At 55.2% G+C, this 26,818-nt stretch carries 24 protein-coding genes and 1 tRNA gene; 10 read left to right on the top strand and 15 right to left on the bottom strand.

Annotated elements, in window-relative coordinates; translation table 11 throughout:
- Positions 1-210: 210 nt before the first annotated feature.
- The gene (locus AC16KF_RS16870; protein ID WP_484038521.1) at positions 211-618 is read left to right on the top strand and encodes a hypothetical protein; all 408 of its coding nucleotides are present in this window, start codon (positions 211-213) and stop codon (positions 616-618) included.
- 207 nt (positions 619-825) lie between these two features.
- Here AC16KF_RS16870 and AC16KF_RS16865 read toward each other — a convergent pair whose 3' ends face one another.
- The 7 genes from AC16KF_RS16865 to AC16KF_RS16835 all read right to left on the bottom strand — a co-directional run bounded on the left by AC16KF_RS16865 (position 826) and on the right by AC16KF_RS16835 (position 5,939).
- Positions 826-1,923 (bottom strand): hypothetical protein, encoded by a 1,098-nt coding sequence (locus AC16KF_RS16865; RefSeq protein WP_484038520.1) that lies wholly within the window; start codon positions 1,921-1,923, stop codon positions 826-828.
- Positions 1,924-2,250: 327 nt separating this feature from the next.
- Entirely contained in the window at positions 2,251-2,823 is a 573-nt protein-coding gene (locus tag AC16KF_RS16860; RefSeq protein ID WP_484038519.1) for a hypothetical protein, read from the bottom strand.
- Between the two features lie 162 nt (positions 2,824-2,985).
- A complete protein-coding gene (locus AC16KF_RS16855; protein ID WP_484038518.1) occupies positions 2,986-3,999 on the bottom strand; it encodes an electron transfer flavoprotein subunit alpha/FixB family protein in 1,014 nt (337 codons plus the stop codon).
- The gene (locus AC16KF_RS16850; RefSeq protein ID WP_484038517.1) at positions 3,996-4,766 is read right to left on the bottom strand and encodes an electron transfer flavoprotein subunit beta/FixA family protein; all 771 of its coding nucleotides are present in this window, start codon (positions 4,764-4,766) and stop codon (positions 3,996-3,998) included. The genes AC16KF_RS16855 and AC16KF_RS16850 overlap by 4 nt, the downstream gene beginning before the upstream one ends.
- Before the next feature lie 171 nt (positions 4,767-4,937).
- On the bottom strand, positions 4,938-5,243 hold the full coding sequence (locus AC16KF_RS16845; protein ID WP_484038516.1) for a DUF433 domain-containing protein: 306 nt from the start codon (positions 5,241-5,243) through the stop codon (positions 4,938-4,940).
- A 19-nt stretch (positions 5,244-5,262) separates the two neighbouring features.
- Positions 5,263-5,547, bottom strand: a complete 285-nt coding sequence (locus tag AC16KF_RS16840) for a hypothetical protein (protein WP_484038515.1) — start codon at positions 5,545-5,547, stop codon at positions 5,263-5,265.
- Complete coding sequence (locus tag AC16KF_RS16835) at positions 5,544-5,939, bottom strand: hypothetical protein (RefSeq protein ID WP_484038514.1); 396 nt, start codon at positions 5,937-5,939, stop codon at positions 5,544-5,546. Before AC16KF_RS16835 ends, AC16KF_RS16840 begins: the two co-directional genes overlap by 4 nt.
- An 86-nt stretch (positions 5,940-6,025) precedes the next feature.
- Between AC16KF_RS16835 and AC16KF_RS16830 the strand changes: the two genes are divergently transcribed.
- From AC16KF_RS16830 to AC16KF_RS16810, 5 genes are all read left to right on the top strand, one after another.
- Positions 6,026-7,468, top strand: coding sequence for an MFS transporter (locus AC16KF_RS16830; RefSeq protein ID WP_484038513.1), 1,443 nt, complete (start codon positions 6,026-6,028; stop codon positions 7,466-7,468).
- 97 nt (positions 7,469-7,565) lie between these two features.
- Positions 7,566-8,387 carry an SDR family oxidoreductase gene (locus AC16KF_RS16825; RefSeq protein ID WP_484038512.1) on the top strand — a complete coding sequence of 274 codons (822 nt, stop codon included), beginning with the start codon at positions 7,566-7,568 and terminating at the stop codon, positions 8,385-8,387.
- Between the two features lie 69 nt (positions 8,388-8,456).
- Positions 8,457-9,455: an NAD-dependent epimerase/dehydratase family protein gene (locus tag AC16KF_RS16820; protein WP_484038511.1), complete on the top strand. Its 999-nt coding sequence runs from the start codon at positions 8,457-8,459 to the stop codon at positions 9,453-9,455.
- A 203-nt stretch (positions 9,456-9,658) separates the two neighbouring features.
- Positions 9,659-10,069: a GxxExxY protein gene (locus tag AC16KF_RS16815; protein WP_484038510.1), complete on the top strand. Its 411-nt coding sequence runs from the start codon at positions 9,659-9,661 to the stop codon at positions 10,067-10,069.
- Between the two features lie 319 nt (positions 10,070-10,388).
- A complete protein-coding gene (locus tag AC16KF_RS16810) occupies positions 10,389-12,101 on the top strand; it encodes a thiamine pyrophosphate-binding protein (RefSeq protein WP_484038509.1) in 1,713 nt (570 codons plus the stop codon).
- 196 nt (positions 12,102-12,297) lie between these two features.
- On the opposite strand, the gene AC16KF_RS16805 is transcribed toward AC16KF_RS16810, so the two are convergent.
- The gene (locus AC16KF_RS16805) at positions 12,298-14,481 is read right to left on the bottom strand and encodes a sortase (protein ID WP_484038508.1); all 2,184 of its coding nucleotides are present in this window, start codon (positions 14,479-14,481) and stop codon (positions 12,298-12,300) included.
- A gap of 439 nt (positions 14,482-14,920) precedes the next feature.
- Positions 14,921-15,043 carry a hypothetical protein gene (locus AC16KF_RS16800; protein WP_484038507.1) on the bottom strand — a complete coding sequence of 41 codons (123 nt, stop codon included), beginning with the start codon at positions 15,041-15,043 and terminating at the stop codon, positions 14,921-14,923.
- Positions 15,044-15,373: 330 nt separating this feature from the next.
- Here AC16KF_RS16800 and AC16KF_RS16795 point away from each other — a divergent pair.
- Both AC16KF_RS16795 and gyrA read left to right on the top strand, forming a co-directional pair.
- A tRNA-Leu gene (locus AC16KF_RS16795) sits at positions 15,374-15,457 on the top strand.
- Positions 15,458-15,688: 231 nt separating this feature from the next.
- Positions 15,689-18,208: a DNA gyrase subunit A gene (gene gyrA / locus AC16KF_RS16790; RefSeq protein WP_484038506.1), complete on the top strand. Its 2,520-nt coding sequence runs from the start codon at positions 15,689-15,691 to the stop codon at positions 18,206-18,208.
- 222 nt (positions 18,209-18,430) lie between these two features.
- Here the strand turns inward: gyrA and AC16KF_RS16785 are convergent, their stop codons facing one another.
- From AC16KF_RS16785 to AC16KF_RS16765, 5 genes are all read right to left on the bottom strand, one after another.
- Entirely contained in the window at positions 18,431-18,679 is a 249-nt protein-coding gene (locus tag AC16KF_RS16785; protein WP_484038505.1) for a hypothetical protein, read from the bottom strand.
- A 2-nt stretch (positions 18,680-18,681) separates the two neighbouring features.
- Positions 18,682-19,482: a biotin--[acetyl-CoA-carboxylase] ligase gene (locus AC16KF_RS16780; RefSeq protein ID WP_484038504.1), complete on the bottom strand. Its 801-nt coding sequence runs from the start codon at positions 19,480-19,482 to the stop codon at positions 18,682-18,684.
- 8 nt (positions 19,483-19,490) lie between these two features.
- Complete coding sequence (locus tag AC16KF_RS16775; protein WP_484038503.1) at positions 19,491-20,555, bottom strand: peptidoglycan DD-metalloendopeptidase family protein; 1,065 nt, start codon at positions 20,553-20,555, stop codon at positions 19,491-19,493.
- Positions 20,556-20,573: 18 nt separating this feature from the next.
- Positions 20,574-21,851 carry a transcription termination factor Rho gene (rho, locus tag AC16KF_RS16770; RefSeq protein ID WP_484038502.1) on the bottom strand — a complete coding sequence of 426 codons (1,278 nt, stop codon included), beginning with the start codon at positions 21,849-21,851 and terminating at the stop codon, positions 20,574-20,576.
- A 244-nt stretch (positions 21,852-22,095) separates the two neighbouring features.
- A complete protein-coding gene (locus tag AC16KF_RS16765; protein ID WP_484038501.1) occupies positions 22,096-22,551 on the bottom strand; it encodes an SRPBCC family protein in 456 nt (151 codons plus the stop codon).
- A gap of 87 nt (positions 22,552-22,638) precedes the next feature.
- Between AC16KF_RS16765 and lgt the strand changes: the two genes are divergently transcribed.
- Positions 22,639-23,724 carry a prolipoprotein diacylglyceryl transferase gene (gene lgt / locus AC16KF_RS16760; protein WP_484038500.1) on the top strand — a complete coding sequence of 362 codons (1,086 nt, stop codon included), beginning with the start codon at positions 22,639-22,641 and terminating at the stop codon, positions 23,722-23,724.
- A 32-nt stretch (positions 23,725-23,756) separates the two neighbouring features.
- Here the strand turns inward: lgt and AC16KF_RS16755 are convergent, their stop codons facing one another.
- Positions 23,757-24,956: a sulfotransferase family protein gene (locus tag AC16KF_RS16755; protein WP_484038499.1), complete on the bottom strand. Its 1,200-nt coding sequence runs from the start codon at positions 24,954-24,956 to the stop codon at positions 23,757-23,759.
- 288 nt (positions 24,957-25,244) lie between these two features.
- On the opposite strand from AC16KF_RS16755, the gene AC16KF_RS16750 reads away from it, so the two are divergent.
- Entirely contained in the window at positions 25,245-26,762 is a 1,518-nt protein-coding gene (locus tag AC16KF_RS16750) for a dockerin type I domain-containing protein (protein WP_484038498.1), read from the top strand.
- Positions 26,763-26,818 lie beyond the last annotated feature (56 nt).

The following is a 26,818-nucleotide window of genomic DNA, read 5'->3' as shown; positions in this document are numbered from 1 at the left end:
CGGGGTTAGGTTGCGCGGAGCACACGCTCCGCGCAATTTTTTGTTGCTATAATGAAGCCGAGAAATGTTCTTATTAACTCGCCTTACGCAGTTAACTCCGTAATGCGAGACTGCGAAGCGTCTCGCTTGTTAGGCTACTCTTGCGCAAGAGCGACATGAATGTCGCATTACGAGAAACAAATCGATAAATTTCAACCCAGGAGATCGATCATGAAGCGTTGGCATGGATCGTGTATCGGCGCGTTAATTGTCTTGCTTGCGGGCGGCGCTTCCTTGTTGTTTATTGTGCCGGTCGGTGGGGCGATGTTGGTGGGCATCCCTCCGGTGTTCGATATGTTGACCGGTTGGGCGGTTTGCCCCGGCGCTGTTTCCATCGACCAGGAAGAATATAATCGCGGACCCGTTACAACAAGCCCGAGCGGTCCCAGCGGTCACCAGGAGGAATGGACGTGCGCCTTTGAAGATGGAACCACAAAAGTGGTTCCCAACCAGGAGATCGCGATCAAAGGACTGGGCGCGTCCTTCACTGCGGTTGGCGTGTGCGGCGGGACGCTGGTTTTAGTTCTTGCCGGCATCGCGGCAATCATCGGCGGACGTGTGGTGAAGCCAGCGAAATAAAGAAACCGCAGCGACTCAAAGGCTCGAGTCGCTGCGGTTGACGAACAAGTTGCTCAACCTGATTATCTTGCAAAATGCTTTAAGACGCGGATGAACGCTAATGCATGCTGATGAAAAGAGCGAAACAATCTGCGTCTTCTGCGCGCTTTGCGGTCGGCGTCCAACGCAGGTTTTGTCTTATGACCGATAAAGTCTGTTTATTGCTCATCAAGGAATAACGGGAATATCACAACGGCAGGTCGCGTAGTTCCAGGTTCCGCCGAATTGCATGCAAGAGTTGAGTTCTGTCATGCTGGGAGCACAACTGGTGGGGGTTTCTCCTCCCTCGGCTTTTGGCGGCGCAATAAAAGGACAAAGCCCGGGTTCACTGCCATTGGGTTCGAATCCGACTGCCATGCGGCAGGAATTATCCAGTTCGAAGACCGATTTGATCGGATAGAAATTCGGCAACCCCGGGTCTGCCGCGCCTGCCTGATCGTGAGTGTAATGGTCGCTGAAATCGAACAGGGATGGGTCAAGGTTTCCATGACCCGCCCACATATCGACCATATACAAAGGCGGGTTGCCAACCAATGCGCGCTTGACGGCGATTTCAACTGTATTGGCATCGTTGGGCGATTCGCGAATCCACGCGCTGTCTGGATCGTTCCCTTTTCCGTTATCAAATAAGTTGGCTTCAAACCCATCGCCTCCGGGAGCGCCCTTATCAGATACCATGGCGGTCAAGTTCCCCACATCGCGATTCGCATCCTGATACACTTGAACGCCGTCCGTTGTCCACTCTGTGGAGGAGGGATTCAACGCAACAACGAGATAATTGCCCTTGCCGTTGACATCCGTATCCAGTTGCATGGCAAAACGATACGGCGACATATTCACCGCCGCCCGGTCGACCACTTTGATTGTGCCGTAGAGCCAGGTTTCATCCTGGAATACGAACGTGTCCACAATATCGAGTTCGGGATAGTAAATGTCCATCGTGTTGGCGTTGAACGGGCGCTCGAATCGTTCGAAGGTGAACCTGTCTCCGCCGTTGGATTTTTTCTCGTCCGCCGTCACCGACGAATCGTAGTCGCCCGCATGACTACTTCGATTTTCGGGCAGGTTCGCGGGGATGGTTGTATGTTGGATGCCGATTTCGGTCGGCGGCGGAACCGGCGTTTCTATCACGGGCGAGATCAGCGTTGCCGACGGCTCGACGACAGGCGCCTCGGTGGGCGTTGCCTGGCTGGGCATGTTACATGCCAGAATTGTCGCGAAGGTTACGAATAAGATCAGGATGGTTTTATGGCTTTGTCGTTTCATGGCGGTTCACCTCGAGTGGCGATTGCTTCTTTATACGGGAACTGTCGTGAAGCATGTCAGCCATGACACGAAGAACCGCTGTTCGTTACTCCCCCAATGGGGTGGATGAAACTTCACATCCAATCAAACTGATTCAACCACCGTCGGTCGGCGAGGTGAATATTCTTTAGCTCTACCGTTTTTAACGGGAAACCTTTTTTTCAAACACAAAGGACACGACGGTCACAAAGGAAAACGCAAGGAATCTAGGCTCCTTTTTGCCTTTGTGTACTTTGTGCCCTTCGTGGTGAAGCTCTTTCCCGTTGATTACGGGAGACCCTATTCTTTTTACTTGCAGGCGGGCAATTCAAACTCCAAAGCCTGGCTGAATTGCTCGAGGCTTGCCTGATCAGGCGTGGGAAATACGACCAGAGTTTCTCGAATATGGTGTTGGTCAAGAATCTCAGACCAAAAGCGACCCGTATAGTCGATCCCCGCGTCGCTGAACGCCAACTCATACAGCCGCAGATTACCGGTTTGGCATTCATCCAGAAATTTATAGGTGTCGTAATATTGGAAAATGATCGCGAAATTTTCGGGAGAATAGTACTCATTCAGGGCGGGATTTGTGACATCGCAGAAAATGACCGTATCGAAGTTGATCACCGAGTTTAAGGCTTCGCTCTTTCTTGTGACCGTAAGCCGAAATTCCGTTACCGTGTAGCTCTGCTCCCAATCCCCATTGGTAAACTCTGATTCTTGATAGCGTCGGGCTTGCTCCACCTCCGCGTCGCTCGATAGGGTGGAGGGACAGTTCTGGGGCGCGTTTGATTCTTGTTCCGGGGTGGCGGGAATACGCAGAGCATTGCATGCAAGCGTCAGGAGAGCCATGCTGACCAGTAACACTTGGGTGTGTTTCACGCGATCATCCTTTCCGTCATTCCGAAAAAAGATATAACTGGACTTACGCAGTTGGCGGGCAGTTGTACTGCCGCCGCAGTGCAACTACGGCGCAACGGTTAAACTGCGTAAGCCCTATATAAAACAGGGATACGGATCGAATTCGCATCCCTGTTGATAATGCTACTTCCCCAACTTCTTCTTGAACGCTTCCGTCAACGCGGGGACGATCTGGAACAAGTCGCCGACCACGCCATAGCGCGCCACTTTGAAGATCGGCGCGTCGGGGTCTTTGTTGATCGCCACGACCATCTTCGCCGAGCGGATTCCCGCGAGATGCTGGATCGCGCCAGAGATGCCGCAGGCGATGTACAGATCGGGCGCGACGACTTTACCCGTCTGCCCAACTTGATTCGAGTATGGGATGTAGCCCCCGTCCACTGCCGCGCGACTTGCGCCGACTGCGCCGCCCAACACAGACGCAAGATCGCCAACCAACTTGAATCCTTGATGCGCGCGCCAAATTTCGGCTTGCTTGTCGTCGAGTCCAGCAGGCGGTTGCAGGGACGGATTATTCGACACGCCGCGTCCGCCCGAGACGATGATGCCCGCGTCGTTGAGACTGACTCCAACATCCGCAACGCTGTAGCCTTCGACGGTTGTGAGCGCGTCGGTCTTCGCTTCCACTTTTGTGATTGTCCCAGTTTTGCCAGCGACTTTTTCTGGCTTCGGAAATGCGCGTCCGCGTAACGTGATCAATTGCGGTTTTGCGGAGGTAGTCACCTTCTCAAACAATTTTGCTTCGTAGATCGGACGTGTCACAACAATCGAATCGCCGTTCACTTCAACGGCGGTCGCGTCGGTGATGACGTTGGTGTTCAAATCCACGGCCGACATGGCGGCGAACTCACGGGTGCGAGTCGTTGTGGGGAACAGAATCAGGTCGGGGGTCCGAGAAGAAGCGATGGCAGAGAGGGTCGAAGCGTACGTCTCAGCGCGAAAATCCAAAAGAGCCGAGTCGTCTGCAACGAGCGCGTCATCCGCGCCATATTCCAACGCGGCTTTCGCCACATCATCCACGCCAGAACCAAAAACCAAAGCAGTCGTCGCGCCGAAACTTTTTGCGAGTCCCAACGCCTCCCACGATGTGGCTTGCGCTTCGCCTTTGAAGTGATCAATGTAAACAAAAATTTTCATAACACTTTCTCCGCGATGAGTTTGTCGGCAAGTTTGTCGGCGATCTCGGCGGGGCTTTCGCCCGAAATAATTTCCACCGACGTGTCGCGCGCGGGCGGGTTCATCAACTCACTGCGTTTGATGATCGCATCGGGCGCGGCGATTCCCAGATCGCTCAACGACCACACGGGGATCTCGGCTTTCGACGCTTTGCGAATTCCCATGAACGACGGATAGCGCGGCTCGCCGATGCTTTGCACAACGCTGATGACTGCGGGCAGATTCGCTTTGACAGTTTGCCTGCCCTCTTCGATGACTCGTTCAACAGTCACGCTTCTTTCTTGGACTTTGATCTGCCCCGCCAACCCCAGCAGTGACCACCCTAAAGCGCGCGCCGTCTGCGCGGACGTGAGTCCTGAACCGTTGTCGAGCGTTTGCCGCCCGAACACGACCATGTCCACGCTGCCGATCTTTTGGATCGCCGCGGCAAGGACACGCGCCGCGCCAACTGTATCTAAATTATTTAACGCGGGGTCTGAGACGAGAATAGCATCGTCCGCGCCCATTGCGAGCGCGTGCTTCAACGCCTCCTTCGCGGATTCGGGTCCGATGCACAACGCGGTGACTGTGCCGTTTGTCGCTTCCTTCTGCTGAAGCGCGCCTTCCACCGCGTACTCGTCAAATGGATTGATGACCAGCGGCGAGTCGCCTGTGTTGATTTGCCCATTCTCGGCTTTGATCTTCGCTTCCGAGTCTGGGACTTGTTTGATACATGCGATGATTTTCAATTGTGACTCCTGAAATTATGATTTCTTGTTATCCGCCTTGCGCAGAGCGTCGCGGTAAGCGCTATAAGTATTCAACGTGATTTACCAGTTCCTCTTCGGTCATTGTTTCTGCAATCAAAACCAAGCCCTCGATGTTTTGGCGCATGGGCGTTCTTTGATGGGCATAAGCGATTAATTGCCATCGAGTTTCTTCTTCAACTTCGATGGATACAGTTTCTTCATCTCCTCAACGAATTTTTCACCTTCTACGATGGATTTGTCAACTTCTTCTTTGTGGTCGTGATAGTAGGCGAGCGCGGCATAAACATCTGCAAGGCTCAGATTATAGTCTTCGGCAATTTTTTCTACACTGTAGCCCATTTCGTTATGCCAAATGACCACATTCTGCACCGAGATGCGATGACCCGCAATACGCGGCTTTCCGCCCATGACGCCAGGCGTGATTTCTATATGTTCATCAAGAGTTTTGAGTACCATTCGGGACTCCTTTTTATGCTTACTTAATTATAAACGTCATCACCATAAACAGTAGATATACCAACCCGCCCGCCGCGGCGATCAAGTTGGCTGTCCCATCGAACGACGGATTAATCCCTCGCAGGAAGAAATTCACCGCCAACAGGAGCCACGTCAGCGCGTGACCCCAGCGGATAATGAAATATCGAAAGCCCGGCGCGGCTGGAATCTTTGTATGCGGTCCTACGAAAACCCACACGATTGCCAAAATCATGGCAAGCCCTGCCCACAGAAACCACGGCTGGTTGAGAAAGCCTCGGATCATTGAATGCTCGTAAAACTGATCAGTTTTCCCGTTCTCAGATCTAATTCGCAGGCGTGACCGTGTACCGTGTAGGCGGAAAATGTCTCGCCGTCTTCATTCAGTTTGACGCGCGAAAAGCACGTATTTCCTTCTGGGGTTTCGGCTTTCCAGAGGATCTTTCCGTTTGGGGCAACCAGATACATGTTGGATTCGCCGTGCGGGTACCCGCTCGAACTTTCGAGCACCAGGAAGCCCATCGTCAACTGGATGGTCTTGTCGATCTTTGTATAAAGAGGTTGAATATCCATTTTAGCTGTTGCGCCGATTACCAGCGCTTCATGAAAGTTCAGGCGACAGTTCGATTTGCCAAACAAAGCGTGTTGCCTGCCTTGACGCAGTGTAACCGCGTCCATGACCTATTTTCGTGATTTACCGATTATACCTTGTGGCTTTAGCGCCTAACGCCGATTTTCATTGTTAGACCCTGACAGAAATATGATTGGAACACAGGCATTTCTTGTTCTTGAAAATTTCGGAAGTCATTTTTCCCCATGATATACTTGCGCGAAATGTAAGACAATTTCATATCGCCGAGGAGGAAGGACAGATGACAGACACAATTCCGCAGGTCAAATCCACGAAGCGCGAGCGGGTGGCGTGGTACTTGTACGATTTCGGAAATTCCGCGTACGCTTCGGTTGTACTTCTGGCAGTCTATTCCGCGTACTTCAAGAACCAGGTGGTGGGCGGCGCGGAAGGTTCGCGCTTGTGGGGCTTGAGCATCTCGGTCGCGATGATCATCGTTGCCATTGCCGCGCCGATCATGGGGGCAATCGCCGATTATTCGGGCGCGAAGAAAAAATTCCTGTTCTTTTTCACGGCGCTCTCGGTTGTGTTCACCGCTTTATTATTCTTCACCCAAAAAGGGACGATTGCGATCGCGATCCTCTTTTTCCTTTTATCGGAACTGGGCTATCGCGCCGCGCAAGTTTTCTACGACGCGCTCCTGCCTGAGATCGCCGCCCCCGAAGAGACGGGTCGCATCGCTGGGACGGGCTGGGCGATTGGCTCGGCGGGCGGTATCGTCATCCTACTCCTCATCCTCCCGCCGATTCTGATGACCGACAGCGACCTGCTCGTGGTGCGCGGCACGCTGGTTGTCACCGCGATCTTTTTCGCGCTGGCTTCCATCCCCATCTTCCGCTGGTTGAAGGAACGCGCCCAGCCGCAGGCTTTGCCCGCAGGCGAGAACTATATCAGCATCGCGTTCAAGCAACTGAGCGGGACCATCAAAGCCGCGCGCGGTTTCAAAGAGTTCCTCAAGTTCATGCTCGCCTATTTGATTTATAACGAAGGCGTGATCATCGCGCTCGATTTCGCCGCGATCCTCGGCGCGGTGTTGTTCGGTCTGGAACAGACGGGCTTGATCATCTTCTTCATCGTCGTGCAGGCGACCAACGTGGTCGGCGCGTTGCTCTTTGGAAACCTGCAAGATAAACTGGGCGGCAAAAAAGCGTTGACGCTTTCGATCTTTCTGATGGCGGCTTGTATCGGCGCGATGTACTTCGCCCAAAACCAGACGCACTTCTTCATCATCGGCGCGTTCATCGGTGCGGCAATGGCGGGCGTGCAATCGGTCAGCCGCGCGATGGTCGCCACGTTCAGCCCGCAGGGAAAGAGCGGCGAATTTTTCGGCTTCTTCGCGCTGACGGGGCGCACCTCTTCGTTCATCGGTCCCGCCATCTTCGGCTGGCTCGCGGCGGAGTTGACCATCTGGTATCAGTCGCAGGGGCAGGCGGCGTTGGTGGCTGAACAATCGGGTCACAGGCTCGCGCTTCTTTCGATTGCCGTGTTCCTCTTCGCTGGCTGGGCGCTGATGTTGCGCGTCAACGAAACGAAAGCCCGCGAAATGGCGACGTTATCTACAAACTCGGCGGAGTAATGCCAATTCATAATTGGACGCGGATAAACGCGGAAGAACGCGGATATTAGAAAAATCTCCGCGTAAATCTGCGCTCGTCAGCGTCCAATGAATTAACATGACCCTAAAAACCATCATCATCACTGGCGCCGCCAGCGGAATCGGCAGGCATTGGGCGGAAGCCCTCTCGAAAAAAATCGGCGAGTATCAATTGGTACTCGCCGATTCAAATATGGATGGACTGCGTTCTGTGTTCGCGCCCAATGAACAAATGATTTTGTGCGCGCTCGATATTCGCTCAGCCGAACAATGGCAGGCGCTCATCGAAGAGACGTTGAAGCGCTTCGGGCGCGTGGATTATCTGTTCAACATCGCGGGGGCGAATCGTCCGCTGTTTTTGCGCGACCAGCCGCTCGACGCGATAGACCGCGTGATTGACATCAACCTCAAGGGCGCGTTGATCGGGATGAAACTCGTCGGCGAGATCATGCTCAAACAGAAGGCGGGGCACATCATCAATGTCGCTTCACTGGCGGGAGTCTCGCCCACGCCTGGCAACGCGCTCTACTCGGCGGCGAAGGGCGGCTTGCGAAACGCTTCGATTGCAACGGCGATTGAATGGAGGCGGATGGGAGTCGCGGTGACGGTCATCTCGCCCGATCTGGTGGATACGCCCGTGCTGACGGAACGCCTCGAGTCGGCGGGGGAGGAGGCCGCGCTTGCGTTTAGCGGCGCCACGCTGACAGTGTTCGACCTGGAGCGCGCCTTCTGGAAAGCCATGCGCGATAAGCCGCTTGAACTCAACCTCCCGCGCTGGCGCGGCTGGCTGACGAAGTTGAATCATGCCAACCCGTCGCTCATGCTCTGGCTGTACGAATCCATGAAGCGGCGCGGCATGAAGCGCTTGGAAAAGATGCGAAATGAGCGAAACCGCGCGTAATCGGCGTTCTCTAACGCCGATGGTATATCAGTGCGCGTTAGAGAACGCGCGCTACGCATATATTTGAATATGAAAACGACTCGTTATCAAAAAATCTTCATCACGGGCGCGTTGGGCTTTGTCGGGCGCGCGCTGGCGGAACAGTATCGCGCATTGGGCGCAGAGACTTGCGGACTGGACATCCGCGCCGATGCCGCTTTGAACATCGTCGCGGGCGACGTATCGAAGCCAGAACGTTGGCAATCCGCGCTGACTGACTGCGACCTTGTCATCCACACCGCCGCGATTGTGAGCAACAATGTGGCGCGGGAAGAAGCGTGGCGGGTGAATGTGTTGGGGACGCGGCGCGTGTTGGAGGCGGCGATCCGCGCGGGAGCGAAACGCTTCGTCCATGTTTCATCGCTCGCCGCCATGCGTTTCAATATCGAGGATCGCGCCGACGAGTCCGCACCGATCATGCCGACGGGCAACCCGTATGTGGATACGAAGATCGCCAGCGAACACGTCGTCCTGGCGGCGCACGCGAAAGGCGCGATGACTTGTACGATCATCCGCCCCGCCGATATTTACGGACCTGGCTCGCGCCCGTGGACGGTGATCCCCGTGCAGATGATTCAAAAGGGATTGTTCCTCCTGCCCGCGCATGGACAGGGAATCTTCCGCGCCATTTACATTGACGATTTGGTGAACGGCATCATGCTTGCGGCGGAAAGGGACGAAGGCATGGGTCAAATTTTCATCCTCGGCGGCGAAGAGACCATCACTTGCGAAACTTTCTTCGGGCATTATTATCGCATGTTGGGGAAGGGCAGTCCGCGTGTGATGAGTACCTCGTCCGCGATTGCCATTGCCGAGATTGGGCGTATCATCTTCAAATTGCTCGGCAAACCCACCGAACTCGGGCGCGGCGCGATGGAAATGCTCTCGAAGAAAAACACCGTCTCGAATCAAAAAGCGCATGACCTGCTCGGCTGGCAGGCGCAAGTGAGTTTGGAAGAAGGGATGAAGCGGACGGAAGTTTGGTTGCGGGAACAGGGAATCAAAAGGGACGCAGACGAGCGCGGATGAACGCGGAGAAAGAGAAAAGAAAGAATCCGCGTAGTCAGCGTTTATCCGCGTCCAACAAAAAGGTATCATTGGTCAAATGGGACGCGGACGAGCGCAGATGAACTCGGAAGAAGAAAAAGAAAAATTCCGCGTATTCAGCGTTTATCTGCGTCCGATAAATCACCTTGTTGAATTTCATAAGGCTCGATCATGAAAGGATGAACATGGTAACTCAAATTGATCTTAAGCACAGGGATATCACAGATAAGATACTGCACGCGTTTTTCAAAGTGGTTTACCCACAATTGGGCTATGGATTCCTTGAAAAAGTTTACGAAAATGCGATGGTGATTGCCCTAACTGCAATGGGATTGAAGGTTCAACAACAGGTGAAAATTTCTGTATATTTTCAAGAGCAGATTGTTGGCGAATATTTTGCAGACCTGCTTGTTGAGGATGTTGTGATTGTGGAGTTGAAAGCGGCAAGCCGTCTTTTGTTGGAGCATGAAGCTCAACTTTTGAATTACCTGCGAGCTACGCCTTATGAAGTGGGTCTCTTGCTCAACTTCGGTCCAAAACCCACATTTGCCCGAAAAGCGTATGATAATGAGCGCAAGACTCCAACGTGGAAATAATCAATAGGACGCGGACGAGCAGGATGAACGCGGAAGAAAAAGAAAAAAACTCCGCACGCTTCGCAGTCAGCGTTTATCCGCGTCCAATTAAAAAGGAAGCAATTATCAAATGAGACGCGGACGAGCAAGATGAACGCGGAAGAAAAAGAAAAAACTCCGCACGCTTCGCAGTCAGCGTTTATCCGCGTCCAATTAAAAAGGAAGCAATTATCAAGTGGGACGCGGGCGAGCAGGATGAACGCGGAGAAAGAGAAAAGAAAAAAAACTCCGCACGCTTCGCAATCAGCGTTTATCCGCGTCCAATTAAAAAGGAGACAACATGACTGAAATAACCGTTGGAGAACTGTTGGCAAAGTGTTTGCAAGCCGAGGGCATCGAGATGATGTTCGGCATCATTGACGGGGCGCACATCCCGTTCACGGCTCACGCCGCGCGCTATGGCATCCGTCACATCAACTGCCGACACGAAGAAGGCGCGGTGCATTTGGCGGAGGGCTACACGCGCACGAACGGCAAGGCGAGCGTGGTCATCGGCTCGCCAGGACCTGGCGCGGCGAATATGCTGGCGGGCGTTTCCAGCGCGTTTGCGGAGGGACATCCCATCCTTGCGATTGCCTGCACGCGCAGGCGCCTCACCACCGACCCTGAGCGGGGCGGCGCGTGGCAGGCGACCGACCTCGTCGAGATGGCGAAACCGATCGCCAAATATAGCGCGTTGGTCCGTCAGCCTGAGCGACTGCCTGAGATGGTGCGCGCCGCTTTCCGCGCCGCGCTCACGGGCAGACCTGGTCCCGCCTTCCTCGCCATCCCCGATGAATTGATGAGCGTGAAAATTGACGCCGAGAAAGTCCCTGTGTATCCGTCTGCGCGCTATCGCAAAGTGGATATGGGCGCGGGCGATCCAGAGTGGATCGAGCAGGCGGCTGAGTTGCTGGCGAATTCCAAGAAGCCGTATCTGCACGCGGGCAAGGGCGTGTTGTGGGCGGAGGCTTCCGCTGAATTTTTGGAGTTGGGCAATTATCTCGCGGCGGGCATGGGTTCGAGCATGGGCGCGCGCGGCGCGATCCCCGAAGACCACCCGCATTATTTTTTCCTCTTCGATATGCAAGCCACGTCGCTGGCGCGCAATGAAGCGGATGTGATCCTCGTGGTCGGTTCGCGGCTGGGCGAGTATGACGGTTGGGGTTCGCCTCCAGCGTGGGGAATGCCCGAGAAACAGAAAACAATTCAAATTGATTCCGATCCGCTTTCCATCGGGTTGAATCGCCCTGTGGATGTGGGCATCGTCGCCGACGCGAAATCGGCGCTGAAGGCGATCCTCTCCAAAGTGAAGGCGAAGACCGCCGCCCGTAGTGACATGCCCGACCTGGCGCGGTATCGCGCGTTGACGCAGGAGACGATGACGAACGGCATCCAATTTTTGATGGCGCAACCCGCGCGCGGACTCAACCCTGGGCAGATGGTGTTCAATGCGCGCAGTTTTTTCCCGCGCAATGCGGTGACGGTGTTGGACGGCGGCAATACCACGTTGTGGGGCGTGGCGTTCAATCAGATTTATGAGCCGCGCAGTTTTTTGTATTCGGTGAAGATGGGCTTTCTCGGCACGGGCATCCCGTTTGCGATTGGCGCGAAACTTGCCGCGCCCGAACGCCCCGTCTATTGCATCACGGGCGACGGCGCGGCGGGCTTCAACATCATGGAGATGGAAACCGCCGTCCGCGAGAACGCGCCGATCATCGTGCTGGTGGCGGTGGACGACGGCTGGGGCATGGAGCGCTCGGCGCACAACTTCGGCGGCATTCCAACGGAGCAACAACAGGGCGTAAATCTTTCAGGCGAGACGCGCTATGATTTGATCGCGCAAGGGCTGGGATGCTACGCCGAAAAAGTGGATGCGGTGGGGGATTTGCCCGCCGCTCTCCAACGGGCGGTTGATTCGGGCAAACCAGCCTTGCTCCACGTGACGGTTGATCCCGCCATCAACGCCGACCCGCCAGGCTATAAGCAGTTCAGGTATGTGCGGACGTTGTAGAACTGGTGAGCGGACTCTGTCACGGATTCACGGAATGAAAGCGGACTATGGTAAACGGACTCTGTCACGGATTCACGGAATGAAAAAGCGGAGGTTGGGCGATTGCCCAATCTCCGCTTTTTTTATCAACCTGAAACCCTTCGACAAGCTCAGGGCGACGCCTGAAACTTGAAACTTGAAACTTGAAACCTGAAACCTACTTCACTTCCACCAATATCGCGCGGACGATCATGCGGAAGAGATAGCTATCTGACGAAGCGTTGTAGTCCTGACAGGTGATCAGCGTCAGATAGGAATGATCTTGCAGAGACTTGAACGCGTAACTCGTCGAGGTGGGGCGCGCGAGGCGCGTGTCGCGCACTTCATAGATATATTGCTGACCGAGCAGATGCACGATGACTTTGTCGCCGTAGGTCAGGCTTTTGATGGCGGCGAAGGGACCAGGCAAGCCGTTCGTGTCGGTGACGTGCGCCGTCAGGACGGAGTTGCCGTTCCAGGTGGGGAAGGCGGTGCCGTTCAGCCAGCCCGCATTCGCGCCGAGCCAGTCCACGTTCCAGGTTTTATCGCTGGCTTGCGGCACGCCGACGATGACCGACTTGATCTTGAGCGCGGGGATCTCGAGCCAGAGATCGCCCATGGCGCGGTATGCCAGTTCGGCGGGCTGGACGGGGAGCGTGGTGATACGGTTCGGGGCGAAGCCTGTGGAAGGCAGGGAAGAAGCGTTCGCAGTTGAGGCGGTTGTGACCACGAAGTTGAAGATGTAATCGGAGAGTCCGTTGTTGAGTTCGTTGAGCGAAGGATCCACGATGGAGGTGGTGCCGCAGACGAACAGGCGATAGACACCGACGGGCAGAGCGCCGCTGAGCGTGACGTTGGAAGTGAACGTGACGGCGTTATACGTCACGCCGATGACGGCGACTTGCGTATCGTCGGCGAGCAAGCCGCCCGCGCACGAGGCGGTGTTGAAGGCGTTGTCCGCGCCGTTTTCGACGAGCAGGTAGTTGACGGGGTTGGTGACATCGTTGGGGTTGGAATTGCCCGCGTAATCTGCCACGTTTTCGCTGAAGGTGACGGTGAAGGCGCTGGGTCCTGTGGTGATATAAGAAGCGACCAGGCTGGTGGTGATGACGGTTGGGAAAGTAGCATCGGACGAGTATTCATACGCGCCGATATCGCAAGTCACATTTCGTGGGCGTAATACGCCGCGCTGATCGTCGGCGGGACAGCCCGCGTTTGTGCCTGCGTCAATGGCGGGCGAGCCTGTTTGCAGAGCGAAGGTTTGCGTGAAGCCGCCGTTGTTCGCCAGCGCGCCGAGCATGGGGTCGCCGCTGAGGGCTGGGGAGCAGGTGTTATCTTCGATCAGATTGTTCGCGTTCGTGCCGAGTACGGAACTGTTGAGGCAGTCCACAGCAGTCACACCGCTGGAATTGGCGATGAGGGTGTTGGTCAGGTGGAGCGTGCCGCTCTCGTTCCAGACGGCGGCTTGTGAAGTGCTGGCATTGCCCGAGATGGTGACGTTGATCAAAGTCGCTATGCTGGCGTTGCCATTTCTCAGGGCTCCGCCGCCAGCGCTGGTGGCGGAGTTGCCCGCGAGCGTGCTGTTCGTTACGCTCAAGGGTCCGCGGTTGGAAATCCCGCCGCCGCTGTCAGCCGTATTGCCGCTGATCGTGCTGGCGGTGAGGGTCGCAGTTCCATAGTTGGAAATCCCGCCACCGTTGCCCATGTTAGCCGTATTTCCGCTGATCGTGCTGGCGCTGATCGTCGCAGTTCCATAGTTGGAAATCCCGCCGCCGCCGCCGTCAGCCGTATTTCCGCTGATCGTGCTGGCGGTGATGGTGATCGTCGCAGTTCCCCAGTTGTAAATCCCGCCGCCGCCGTTGTCAGCCGTATTTCCGCTGATCGTGCTGGCGCTGATCGTCGCAGTTCCAGAGTTGTAAATCCCGCCGCCGTCGCTATCCTTTCCATTCCGAATGGTTACGCCGTCGAGCGTCAGGTTGCCTGTGCCAGCCACTTCCAGAACGCGGTAGGTGGCGGTGTTGGGCGCGACATTCGCCTCAATAATGGTGTTCGCCGCGCCGTTGCCGTTGATGGTGATATTGGTGGCGATGGCGGGCAGTTGACTGCCGAGCGTGATGATGTAGTTCGCGGCGAAGGTGATCGCGTCCGCGCCGGAGCCTGCGGCACAATCCGTCGAGCCGGATTGATCGTTCGCGTTGGCGTTGGTGATGGCTTCGCGCAGAGTGCAGGCGCCGTCGTTGGCGACGGTGTCTGCGGCGCTGTTCACCACGATGCTGGCGGCATAAGCGGGTTGTATCCCCAGCGCGGCAGTCAACAAACTGGCGCAAAGAAATGCGTAGAATAATTTTTTGAAAGCGTGCATGAAAAGCCCTCCCGACGATTCTGTGTTACTCGGCAATATGTGCGCCATTGTAGCAGGGAGGCGGGGGAATGGGAATGACAAAATCGTAAATGAACTGGTAAGCGGACTTTGTCACGGATTCACGGAATGAAAAAGCGGAGGTTGGGCGATTGCCCAATCTCCGCTTTTATTTGAAACTTGAAACCCTTCGACAAGCTCAGGGCGACGCCTGAAACTTGAAACTTGAAACTTGAAACTTGAAACTTGAAACCTGAAACCCTTCGACATGCTCAGGGCGACGCCTGAAACCTGAAACCCTTCGACAAGCTCAGGGCGACGCCTGAAACTTGAAACCCTCAACCAACACCGCGCGGACGATCATGCGGAAGAGATCCATTAAACAAAATAGCCCAATGCGTTTTCGATTTCGCATCGGGCTAGGGAATGTGGGTGTCGCCGATCATGGTCTTTTTTCGACACCCATGTTGCTCAACTCGTCTGAATTGCTGTTCGAGACGAGCAGGTCTGCGGCGGCAAGAGCCGCGAACAAGAGCAAACAGATTGCGACTGCGGCGATAAACATGGCTACTCCTTTCTCTGATGACTGATTAAACATCTTTTTATTTTGAAAGTTCCATCCCCTAACGGTACTGTAATGGAGTCGCTTTTCAAACGCGCAAAGAACATTGACTTGACGTTGAGCGCTAAAAGTATGTTCCAAAATTCATACGATTCCAACTGGTCGAAGTTTTGAATAGGCGTTACGCAGTTGGCGGGCAGTTGTACCGCCGCCGCAGTGCAACTACGGCGCAACAAATTCAACTGCGTAAGTCCTGTTGAATCATGGAGGTCTGTCAGTGCGCTCCCGCGTTGACAAAACCCGCCTTTGAGATAAAATTCAAGCCGCACGTAAGCCGAAGTGGCGGAACTGGCAGACGCGCCACGTTCAGGGCGTGGTGAGAGCAATCTCTTGAGGGTTCAAATCCCTCCTTCGGCATTGTAGCAGGTTGAAATCCGCTGAGAGGCGGGTTTTTTGTTACCCCTCCCGCCCTGCGGGCACCCTCCCCAAATTCCGACGAACTTCAGTCGGAATTTGGGGAGGGTTAGGGTGGGGCAGTGGTATAATCAGAGAAAAATCAGGCAGACCTTTCATTAGTTAAGACGCGAAGTCGCAGAAATTCGTCCTTCGTGTCTTTTTTATGCCGAAATCCCTTCCTATGAGATAAACATGGCAGAAGAAACCACCCAATCTGGAAACATCGAACACGTAGATATAGACGCCCAGATGCGCTCGGCGTACCTCGATTACGCCATGAGCGTGATCGTGGCGCGCGCGCTTCCCGACGCCCGCGACGGGCTGAAACCCGTCCACCGGCGTATTTTGTACGCCATGCAGGAACTGGGAATCCGCTCGAACACCTCCTATAAAAAGTCCGCTCGTATCGTGGGCGAGGTGCTGGGTAAATTCCATCCGCACGGCGACTCGGCGGTCTACGAAACCATGGCTCGCATGGCGCAGGATTTCTCCATGCGCTACCTACTCGTGGATGGGCAGGGCAACTTCGGCTCCATTGACGGCGACGCGCCCGCGGCGATGCGTTACACTGAAGCCCGCCTGCAAAAATTGGCGGAAGAAATGCTGGCGGACCTCGATAAAGACACGGTGGATTTCGGTCCCAACTTCGACGATTCTCTCGAAGAGCCGCTTGTTCTGCCCGCGCGGGTTCCGAACATGCTCCTCAACGGGACCTCGGGCATCGCGGTCGGCATGGCGACCAATATCCCGCCGCACAACCTGCGCGAACTGGTGGATGCCATCAACTATCTGATCGATAACCACGACAGGATGGACGACATTCCCGTCGAAGATTTAATGAAGTTCGTGCAAGGACCCGACTTCCCAACAGGCGGTATCATCGTCGGACGCGAGGGGATCGAATCGACGTATGGGACCGGTAAGGGGCGTATCGTTGTCCGCGGTATGGCACACATCGAAGAGGGGAAGGGCGGCAGGCACGAGATCATCATCACGGAAATTCCATATCAAGTCAACAAGACGACATTGATCGAACGCATCGCCGAACTCGTGCGCGACGACAAAATTGACCAAATCTCCGACCTGCGCGACGAATCCGATCAACGCGGCATGAGCATCGTCATCGAATTGAAGCGCGGCGCCCAACCCAAGAAGGTGCTGAACCAACTTTACAAATACACCTCACTGCAAACAACCTTCGGCGCGCAAGTGTTAGCCCTTGTGGATGGCGAGCCGCGCACGCTTCCGCTCAAACGCGCGTTGCAAATTTTTATCGAGCATCGGCAGGTGGTCATCGTCCGCCGCACGAACTTTGACCTGGCGAAAGCGCGCGCGCGGCAACACATCCTCGACGGGTACTTGATCGCGCTGAACAATTTGGATGCGGTCATCAAGACCATCCGCGAATCGGAAGATGCCGACGTTGCCAAGCAAAACCTGATGAAGCGCTTCAAGTTAAGCGACCTGCAATCGCAGGCGATCCTCGATATGCAGTTGCGCCGCCTCGCCGCGCTCGAACGCTGGAAGATCGAAGAGGAGCATAAACAAGTCGCCGAGCAGATCGCCTACCTCGAAGATTTGCTTGCCCACCCGAAAAAGATCCTCGCGCTCATCCAAACAGATTTGAACGAACTCGCCGAAAAATACGGCGACGATCGCCGCACGCGCATCGCGGCAGAAGCCAAAGAATCCCTCAGCGAAGCCGATCTTGTGCAAGATGAAGCCGTGCTGATCAGCCTCACCGAACGCGGCTACATCAAGCGCGTGGCGGCATCGGCGTTCCGTTCGCAGAGTCGCGGCGGACGCGGCGTGAAAGGCTTTGAGACGAAAGAAGAAGATGAAGTTGTCGCGCTCATCCCCGCGCGCAGTCTCGACACGATGTTGTTCTTCTCCGACAAAGGGAAAGTGTACAGCGAGAAGGTCTATCAAATCCCCGACGCGGATCGAACCGCAAAAGGCATTCCGCTGGTCAACGTGCTGGCGTTGAACGGCGATGAGCGTATCACCGCCGCCATCGCCGTCTCGGATTTTTCGGCGCATGGCTTTTGCATCCTGGCGACGGCGCGCGGCAAAACCAAACGCGTTGTCATGGAAGAATTCGCGTCGGTCCGACCTTCCGGCTTGATCGCCCTCAATTTAGAAGACGGCGACCACCTCGGCTGGGCGCGCGTCACCAGCGGCAAGGACGATCTCATCTTCGTCACTGAAAATGGACAGGCGCTTCGCTACAACGAATCCAAGATCCGCTCGATGGGGAGGCAAGCCGCGGGCGTGACGGCAATCAAACTCAAGAAAGATGACGCGGTCACCAGTATGGATGTGGTCGAGAAAGATGGTTCGCTTTTAGTTGTCACCAGCGGCGGGTTTGGCAAGCAGACTCCCTTGAAAGAATATTCATCCAAGGGACGCGCCACCGGCGGCATCGCCACGATCGACAATAAAGCATTGAAGGAGATCGGCAAGATCGTCTCGGCGCGCGTCGTTCAACAAGACGACGATCTCACGATCATGACCGCCAACGGGCAGACGATCCGCATCAAGAACAAAACGGTGAAGACAGCCGGACGCGCCACCAAAGGCGTGCATCTCATCAAGCCGCAAGAGGGAGATTATGTGGCGTCGGTGGCGCGCATCTCTGCCGAGGATATGAAAAAGGCGGGCGCGGCAATGATGGAAGAGGAAAAGCCTGACCCTCAACAGCCGTTGATGTAAGAGCATGTTTCATAACTCTTTCTTTGCCACGCATCGTCCCGATGTCCTTCGGGAGAGCGCGCAGAGAACGCTGAAAAAACTCTTTCAAAGTCTCTGCGAACTCGGTGTTCCCTGAGACTGAGGCTCTTTTTTCCATGCCTCTAAGAAACGCGCTTTAAGAGGAACGAACGAATAAAAAATCCCGGGAGATCATCCCGGGATTTTTGTATAAACTCTTACAGGCTACAACACAGCCATCTTGCCGAGGAGCAACATCGCCAGTGTGCCCAACAGGCAAACGATGAAGAATAGCATCATGGAAAGAAAAAAACGCTGGGCGCCATTCATTCCCAGGAATCGCGACCCGCGCTTGCGGGGGGCTGGCGCGGCAATCGAATCCATGGGCTTGGATGCCGGTTCTCTATACAGATCGTTGGTTTCCTCCTCGTAGAACGGGGAGTCGGATGCTGATTCGCGTAAATTATCGAACATGGTTACCTGTTATGAATAAGTATACCCGTGAACGGGCGCAGGCTCACATCGCCAAATTGTACTGTCACGGATTTGTTATTGTCATCGCGCACTCGCAGACTGCCATCGGAAAGAATCCCTTCGAGGCGCCCGACCACGGATTTACCGGCGCCCATTTCCACACGCACCTGCTTGCCTCGAAAGGCGAGCGCCGTTCCCCATTGATTCATCAAATCATCCGAGCCTAATTCGGGACGCAGGGATACGAAAGCGGCAAGAATATCGCGCAAAACTTCTTCGCGCTCCACTTCGCGCTCCAACGCGTTTTCGAGACTGGTACCGGGAAAGCGCAACACATCGGTATCGGGAACCGCCCGTTTGAGAACATTCAACCCGATGCCGATCACCACGCATTGTATATCGTCCCCAGCCCACACCAGTTCGATCAACACACCCGCAATCTTGCGGTTGTTCAACAAAATATCATTGGGCCATTTGATCTGGGGATTCAAACCAAAGTTTTGAAGCGGTTTGCAAATGGAGAGGGCGGCTAACCCGACAAACCTTGAAAGAAAGGGTCTTTCAGCGGCCGTTGGGCGCAGAATTAAGCTGAATGCGAGAGCCGTGCCAGCAGGCGTGAACCACGGACGGTCCATCCTGCCGCGTCCCATCGTTTGTTCGTCTGAGATCACAACGGAAAAGTCTGGCGCGCCTTTGTTTGCCCACGCCAGCGCCTCATCGTTCGTCGAACCGATGGAACTGAAATACTTGATTTCCCCGAGCCCCATAGTTGAAAGAAGAGAGTGAAGCGAGGCTTGGTTCATCGAATACTCTAGGGAAGCACAAACCACGGACTGATCGAACCGCCGCCCTGACGCACTTCAAAGTGCAAGTGCGCGCCTTGTGAATTGCCCGTGTTGCCCGCCGCGCCGATCCATTGACCCGCGCTCACGCTTTGGCAGGGCGATACGCCAATGGTGCTTAAGTGGGCGTACACGGTCGAATATCCGTTGCCGTGATCGATCTGAATCACATTGCCGTAACCGTAGTTATACCCGCCTTGAGCCATGGTGACCACGCCGCTGTCTGCCGCGTAGACCGGCGCGCCCTCGCCAGCCGCAATATCAAGGCCGAGATGCCCGCTCCAATAATCATTGCCGGAGAGCGAATGGGCGTCGGCGGGCCACATAAAGCCGCCACTGCCAACTGCGCCGCCGGGGCAGGCGCTTTGGCTGGTCGGGGAACTACCCGTCCCCGAATTGCCGGTGCCTACCGTCGGCACAAGCCATTGCACGAATTCACGCGATCCGCCGGGCACCATCACCCACGAACCAGAGTCAACCTTGGGATCGGTCAGGTCGATATTGTTGCCCGGATAATTGATGATATCGTCGAGGTTCGCGTCGAATTCGGCGGCAACCGATTGCAAGGTATCGTTCGCCTTCCACTGATAATAAATTCCATTCGTGGGGGGAATGCTCAAAACCTGCCCCGGTTTCAGGCTGTGCGGATCGTCCTGCAACACATCGTAATTTGCCCATAACACGGTCTCTGGTTCCACATTATACGATTTGGAAATGGCAAAGATCGAATCGCCGCGCGACACGCGATATTCCACCGGCTTATACCGAGGTTTATCTGCGGGGATGTTTGTCTTCAGTTGGATATCTCTGGAAATGGACGCAAACGGATCGGACCCAAGTAAGGCTGGCATCGCCACCTTGGCCGGTTTCTCCTGTGGAGCCATTGTCGCTGCGGGAGCAACCAGCCTTTGCGGAGTGTGAGCCTGTTTCCACGCCAGCGCGCCGAAGATCATCCCGGCCGCCAGGGCGAGTGTCACGCCCCAACTGACGATGGAGAATTTATTCTCTTTGAGGAACGAAATCGCTTTCGACATTTCTGAGTCTGTGTATCGTTACGAATCCCTGCCGAGGTTTTCGAGGAATTCCTGATTGTTGCGCGCCCTATCCAAACGAGTGACGATCGCTTCGGTGGCGACAGATTGATCCATGCCGGCGCCTTGCGGCTGGGGCGAAGTCATCTGGATGTACATACGCCGCATGAGCCAGACCCGTTGGAGGATATCGGGACCCAGCAACAGGTCCTCGCGACGCGTGGAGGAGCGTTCGATATCCACAGCGGGGAAGATGCGCCGTTCCTGGAGTTTGCGCGAGAGGTGCAATTCCATGTTGCCGGTGCCTTTGAATTCTTCGTAGACTACGTCGTCGAGGCGTGAGCCGGTGTCTACCAAACAAGTTGCGATGATGGTCAACGAACCGCCTTCCTCGATATTGCGCGCCGCGCCGAAAAACCGCTTGGGCGGGTACAACGCCGAAGGATCCATACCGCCGGAGAGGGTGCGCCCGCTGGGGTTGACGACCAGGTTGTACGCGCGGGCGAGGCGGGTGATCGAGTCCATTAAGATTACCACGTGGCGACCGATCTCCACGAGGCGCTTAGCGCGCTCTAAGGCAAGTTCCGCCGTGCGCACGTGAGAGGTGACCGGCTCGTCGAAGGTGGAGGCGACCACTTCGGCATCCACCGACCGATCCATATCGGTCACTTCTTCGGGACGTTCGCCAATGAGGGCGACGATCAAATGCACATCGGGATATTTTGTTGAGATCGAATTCGCGAGCTGTTTGAGGATGGTTGTTTTCCCCGCCTTGGGAGGAGATACGATCAGACCGCGTTGACCACGCCCGATGGGGGCGATCAGGTTGATCAGCCGAGGGGCGAGCGTGTCGTGATCGGTCTCGAGGTCAAAACGTTTGTCCGGGAAGATTGGGGTGAGGTTTTCGAACGCAGGTCTTCGGGAGGCTTCTTCAGGATCGAGCCCGTTGATAGATTCCACCTTGAGTAAACCAAAATGCCGTTCACTTTCACGCGGCGGGCGCACCTGCCCAATGACGAGATCGCCAGCCCGGAGGTCGTGCCGCCTTAACTGCGCCTGCGAGACGTACACATCCTGGTCGCTAATGCGGTAATTCGTGGCTCGCAGGAAACCGATGCCTTCGCTCATGATCTCAAGGATGCCGCCGCGCAGTTCGATACCTTCTTTTTGCGCCTCCGCCTCGCGGATCATCATGGCGAGCGTCTCTTTCTTGAGGCGATTCGAATTGGGAATATTCAGCGATTTTCCCAACGCTCGTAGTTTTGAGAGGGGTTCGTTTTCTAATTCAAGTATCTTCATGTTTCTTTTCTCTAGGTGGGATTATTGTTCGTAGGGAACGCCCCAAACGCGCCGAAGTTCGGCGCTGGATCGGGAGACTCCCTTAGTTTGTAGGTGAATTTGGATTTTCTATCAAGATGTTGCCGGGCGTGTCACCCGCGCAGGTTGAATAACCAAGCATTCTGATGACACATTGGTAGGCTGTAAAGTAACTGGGGATGTGCCGCGATTATAGCACGGTAGATTTTGCAAGGCAAGCGGTTGACTACTTTTCGAGGCGAACTTTCAAGTTTGTGAGCAAGGCGCGCTGGCTGTGATTTGCCTCATTGTAGACAAGGTTTTCGACCAGTCTGTTCACCTTCTCGAATTGAACCCTTTGCACCAGGTGTGTTTTGCCGTTTTCCACCTCATGGAATTCGTAATGGAAGGCGATACGGGTTCCAAATTTGCCATACAAGCGAATCGTTAGCGCTCGTTTCGGGTGGGTCAGGTGAATGACGAGATAGATGCGGCTCCGGAAGATGGGTAGCCCAGCCCAGCGATAGGTCTCCACTGTGTAGAATGGGCGTAATACCACGCCCGCCGTATCTTTCTGTTCCTTGAGCACATCGATCGTCGTCAGCCGCGGACGAAGCCCGATCATGTTGATCGGTTCGGCAAGTTGGTCGAACACCTCGTCCCGCGGACGGTTGATGAAAATATTGAGTTCAAAAGAGCGCATCACCCAATTCTAACCCTGATTGCGCGGTTGACAAGTGGCGAAGGATTGCAATGTTATAATTTCAAAAAATCAGCGTTTGAGGTATGAATGATTAACCCTATTATTTTTTCGATTGGTAATTTTTCCCTGCATTGGTACGGCGTGATCGTGATGGCGGGCGTGATCGTCGGAGCGCTAATTGCCGAGCGGGAATTGATCCGGCGCGGCGGCAATGGCGATGTGATCTGGGATGTGCTGGTAGGTTGGGTCGATATTGGACCCAAGATGAAGTTTCCGTTTGGCGCTTTCCAGTTCGGCTTGCCGCTGGGCGTGTTGCCGGTCGGTATCGTGGGCGCGCGGCTGTGGTATGTAATGAATGCCACGATTGGCGGTAACCGAATCTACATGGATAACCCTTCCGAGATCCTTCGGGTTTGGAATGGCGGTTTGCATATCTTTGGCGGTTTTCTTTTTGGCGCTATCGCATTATTTTGGCTGTTGCGCAGATACAACGTTGACCGTTGGCTGGTGTTGGATTCGATCGGTCCCGCCATGTTGATCGGGCAGGGCATTGGGCGGCTCGGCAATTTCGTCAACCAGGAGCTTTATGGTCCTGCCACCACGCTTCCGTGGGGGCTGAAGATCTCAACCCAATATTCCTATCAGACCCCGATTGAAATGCGCGATCAACCGATCGACGCGGTGATCAATTATCTGGAGACTACCCGCTTCCACCCAACGTTTGCCTACGAAATGCTCTGGAACTTTGCCGCGGCGGGATTCCTGTTATGGCTGTCTCGCCGCTATGAAAAGGGACTCAAGCCCGGAACAATGTTCGCCGGCTGGCTCCTGCTCGCCGGCATCGGTCGCGCGTGGATCGAACTTTTCCGCCCAGACCAGCCGAAGATTGGAGAGACGGGCATCAGCTATTCGATGGTGGTCGCCGCGCTGATGGCGGTTGCCGGGGCGATTCTGTTGATGATCCGTTATAACGCCATTAATTTCCCCGGCGCCGAAAACTGGGAGGAGGAGTATCAGGTCGATGGTCAAGGCGCGGAAGCGATGGCGGCTGGCGCGATTACTGCGCTACCGGCCATGGAACGTGAAACCGTAAAAGTTAAAAGTGTCAGCCGAAAAAAGTCGAAAGCAGAAACTCCGCCTCGTAAGCCAAAGACGACCCGCAAGGAGAAGTAAAAAATCAGGTCAGGCAAACGCCTGACCTGATTTTATTCGATCGATGTGACTGTCACAACCTGCGAGCGCCGAATAGACGTTTCTTCTTCGCGCTTGTCGAAGCCGAAACGTTCGAAGATGTCCGCGTACATTTCGACGATCTTCTCTCGAGTGAAGCCCATCTCCTCGTAGGAGTAGGTGTGGTCACTGCGGTGGGCGAGCGTGTCTTTTACCGCTTCGTCCACGATCTTGTCCAGCCCCGGTTTATCGGGGTAGCCAAATTGTTCGTAAAATCCGCGGATGACCTGCTCGGGGCGTTGAATCAGACCGTCGTAATTGAGGATCAGATATCTGGGGGAGGGATGCGCGTCGAGGTATTGGAGCGGATAGCGATACCAGTGTTGGGTCAGGTCGGTGATTTCATCCAGATATTGATATTTTGTGAATCCACCGGTGAATACGCCGCGCGAGTAGTTGATCCAAGACACTGTGGAGGGGAGCATGTCGAGCGGGTTGCGGGCGAGGTAGATGATGCGCGCGTCGGGGAAGAACTCGATCAGCGTTTCGATCTTGGCGCTGAATGCGGGAGCCTTTGCCACGTAGTATTTTTTACCGGTGGCGTACATGTGTCGTTGCAGCATGGATTTATAGAATGCCATGATCTTTCGTTTGCGCTCGGGCGACAGGGCTTCGTCGAAGTGTTGGTAGTTGGGAAACTCATCCATGAAGGGAAAGAGGAAAGTAACCCACAGCGAATCCCAGGCATGCATCAACACGTTTTCATCCTCTTCAGGCTGGAAGAACGAAATGGGATGGATCTTGATCTGACCCAGAGTGCGGCGGTCGAACGCATAGAGCGCGCGGTGGAGGTACCCGCCGAATTTTTTATCGAGCCTCGAAACAAACTGGGTAAACTTCTTCTGTGTGACCGACGGCGTCAGGTAAATATCCCATGTGGTGAGGCTGGTGAATGTGGCTGTATCGCGCGAGAGCAGGCGGTGCAAAAAGGTAGAGCCGCTGCGCATATTGCCGATGATGAAAAGGGGCTTCTCGATCGGATGCGTTTTGTAGCCGGGGAAGAAGATGTCATCGAGCCAGAAGCAGAGCCAGATGAAGAGCGACCCGAGGGGCCAGACCAGATAAAACAGGGTCAGGAAGATGATCCGTTTGTTATTGAGCGGGGCGGGCGTATTTTTGGAAGCAAAGAACGAACGATAGAATGTGCGCCAGAATAGGCGGAGGTTGTAGTGCATGAAGGCATCCTTGAATAGCGCCGACTTAAGTCGACGGCGCATGTTGACATCAAAAAAGCCCGCGAAGGGCTTTCTCCTCCCCATTCTATCAGGATTTAAGGTAATGCACATCGATTCAACGGATGCAATCCATTCACGCCTCACCCAAAAGTCCTCCACAGTGCGCAATCGTTTTGCAACTTCGCGGCAACTTTACTGCAACGCGTGATTCGTAACCTCGGTCATACAATGGAAGCAGAACATATTCATTGTATTGATATGTCACGTTTAAGAAGAGGAGTAAAAATCATGAATTTAAAACGTCGGTTTCAAGTCTTTGTTTTGATCGCGCTGTTGTTCAGCACATTTGGAAGCGGGCAGGTTGTCTCTGCCAGTTCGCCTGCCTCTGTGCCTCAGGATCCCATTGTCATCAACCGCAACCTGAATATCTGGGACGCCACCTTCATCGGGTTCGTATCGTCTGCCATCCATGAAAAATGGCGGCTCGAACTGACCGAAGCGCACACCTTCGAGGTGAAAGCCAACACGGCGGCTGGAGACCTTGTGCCCCTGCTTATCTTGCAGGATGCGAACGGCGTTGAAGTCACACGCGGCACAGGCTCGTTCATCACCTCCCAATCGGCGGGCACGTTCTACGTGCAGGTCCAGCCAGATTCAGGCGCCGGGTTTTACTTCATGACCCTGCGGGATGTGGTGAGTACCGGTCCGTCCGTTTCCACGGTGGTTGCGCCTACGAGTGTGAACGTGGGTGAAGTTGCCGTGGTCACCGTAAATTTGAATAATGTTCCCCCAGAGGGATATACCAGCGCGGAGTTTACGTGTACCTTTGATGCCAGCCTCGTCAGCGTGGGAACTCCGGTCGTCACTAATTTCTTTGGGGCCGATCCTGCGGTCGCCATTAACACGCCTCAGCCCGGCGCGCTCATTGTGGCAATTGCAGGGAGTAACGGCAACAAAGCGACCGCCAGCGGAGCAGTCTTTAGTTTCAACGTAACCGCGTTGCAAGCGGGCGAGACTTCCATTGAGTGTGCCGCGCGCGTCTCGCAAGGGAATAACACGCTGACCTCCCTCCCGTCCACTGGCATGAATCTCACCGTCAATGGAAGCGGACCCACCGCAACCTCTACGCCGGCGCCGGGTGACACCCCAACTGCAACGTCACAACCCGGCGAGACCGCCACACCGACTTCCCAGCCCGGCGAGACCGCCACGCCAACATCCCAGCCCGGCGAAACCGCCACACCGACTTCCCAGCCCGGCGAAACCGCCACACCGACGTTCACCTCCACCCCGGCTGAATCTGCCACGCCCACGGCTTCCTCCACCCCGGCTGAATCGCCGACACCCACTTTCACCTTCACTCCCGAAAGTTCGCCCACTCCCACATCTGCCCCGGATGGCACGCTCGCGGGACAAGTCATTGCGGGTAAGCAGGTGATTGTGACGCTGTTCTCCGGCAACGTGGCGATTACTTCGGTCAACGCCAATCCCGATGGGACGTTTAGCCTCGTCGCGCCGGCGGGCAATTACATAGTGATTGCCACGGCAAGCGGCTACCTCTCCGCGCAAGGTTCTGCCAACATCCTGCCGGGGAACACGACCACGAAGCCGACCATCACACTGCTGGCTGGCGACATTGACGGTAACAACGTAATCGATCAATTCGACGCATTGACCATCGGCATGAGCTACAACACTGCCTCTCCTGCCGCCGCCGACTTGAACAACGACGGCACGATCAATGTGCTAGACCTGGAACTCCTGGCGCAAAACTACCGCGACACCGGACCCACAGCGTGGGAATAATCGGATGATAAATTCCGGGCGCTCGTACGCGCGCCCGGAATTTGGAGTATGTAGTG

This window comes from Candidatus Defluviilinea gracilis (genome assembly GCF_057138825.1).
Note: the sequence above shows the minus strand (reverse complement) of the source record. Positions and strands in the feature narration are given on the sequence as shown.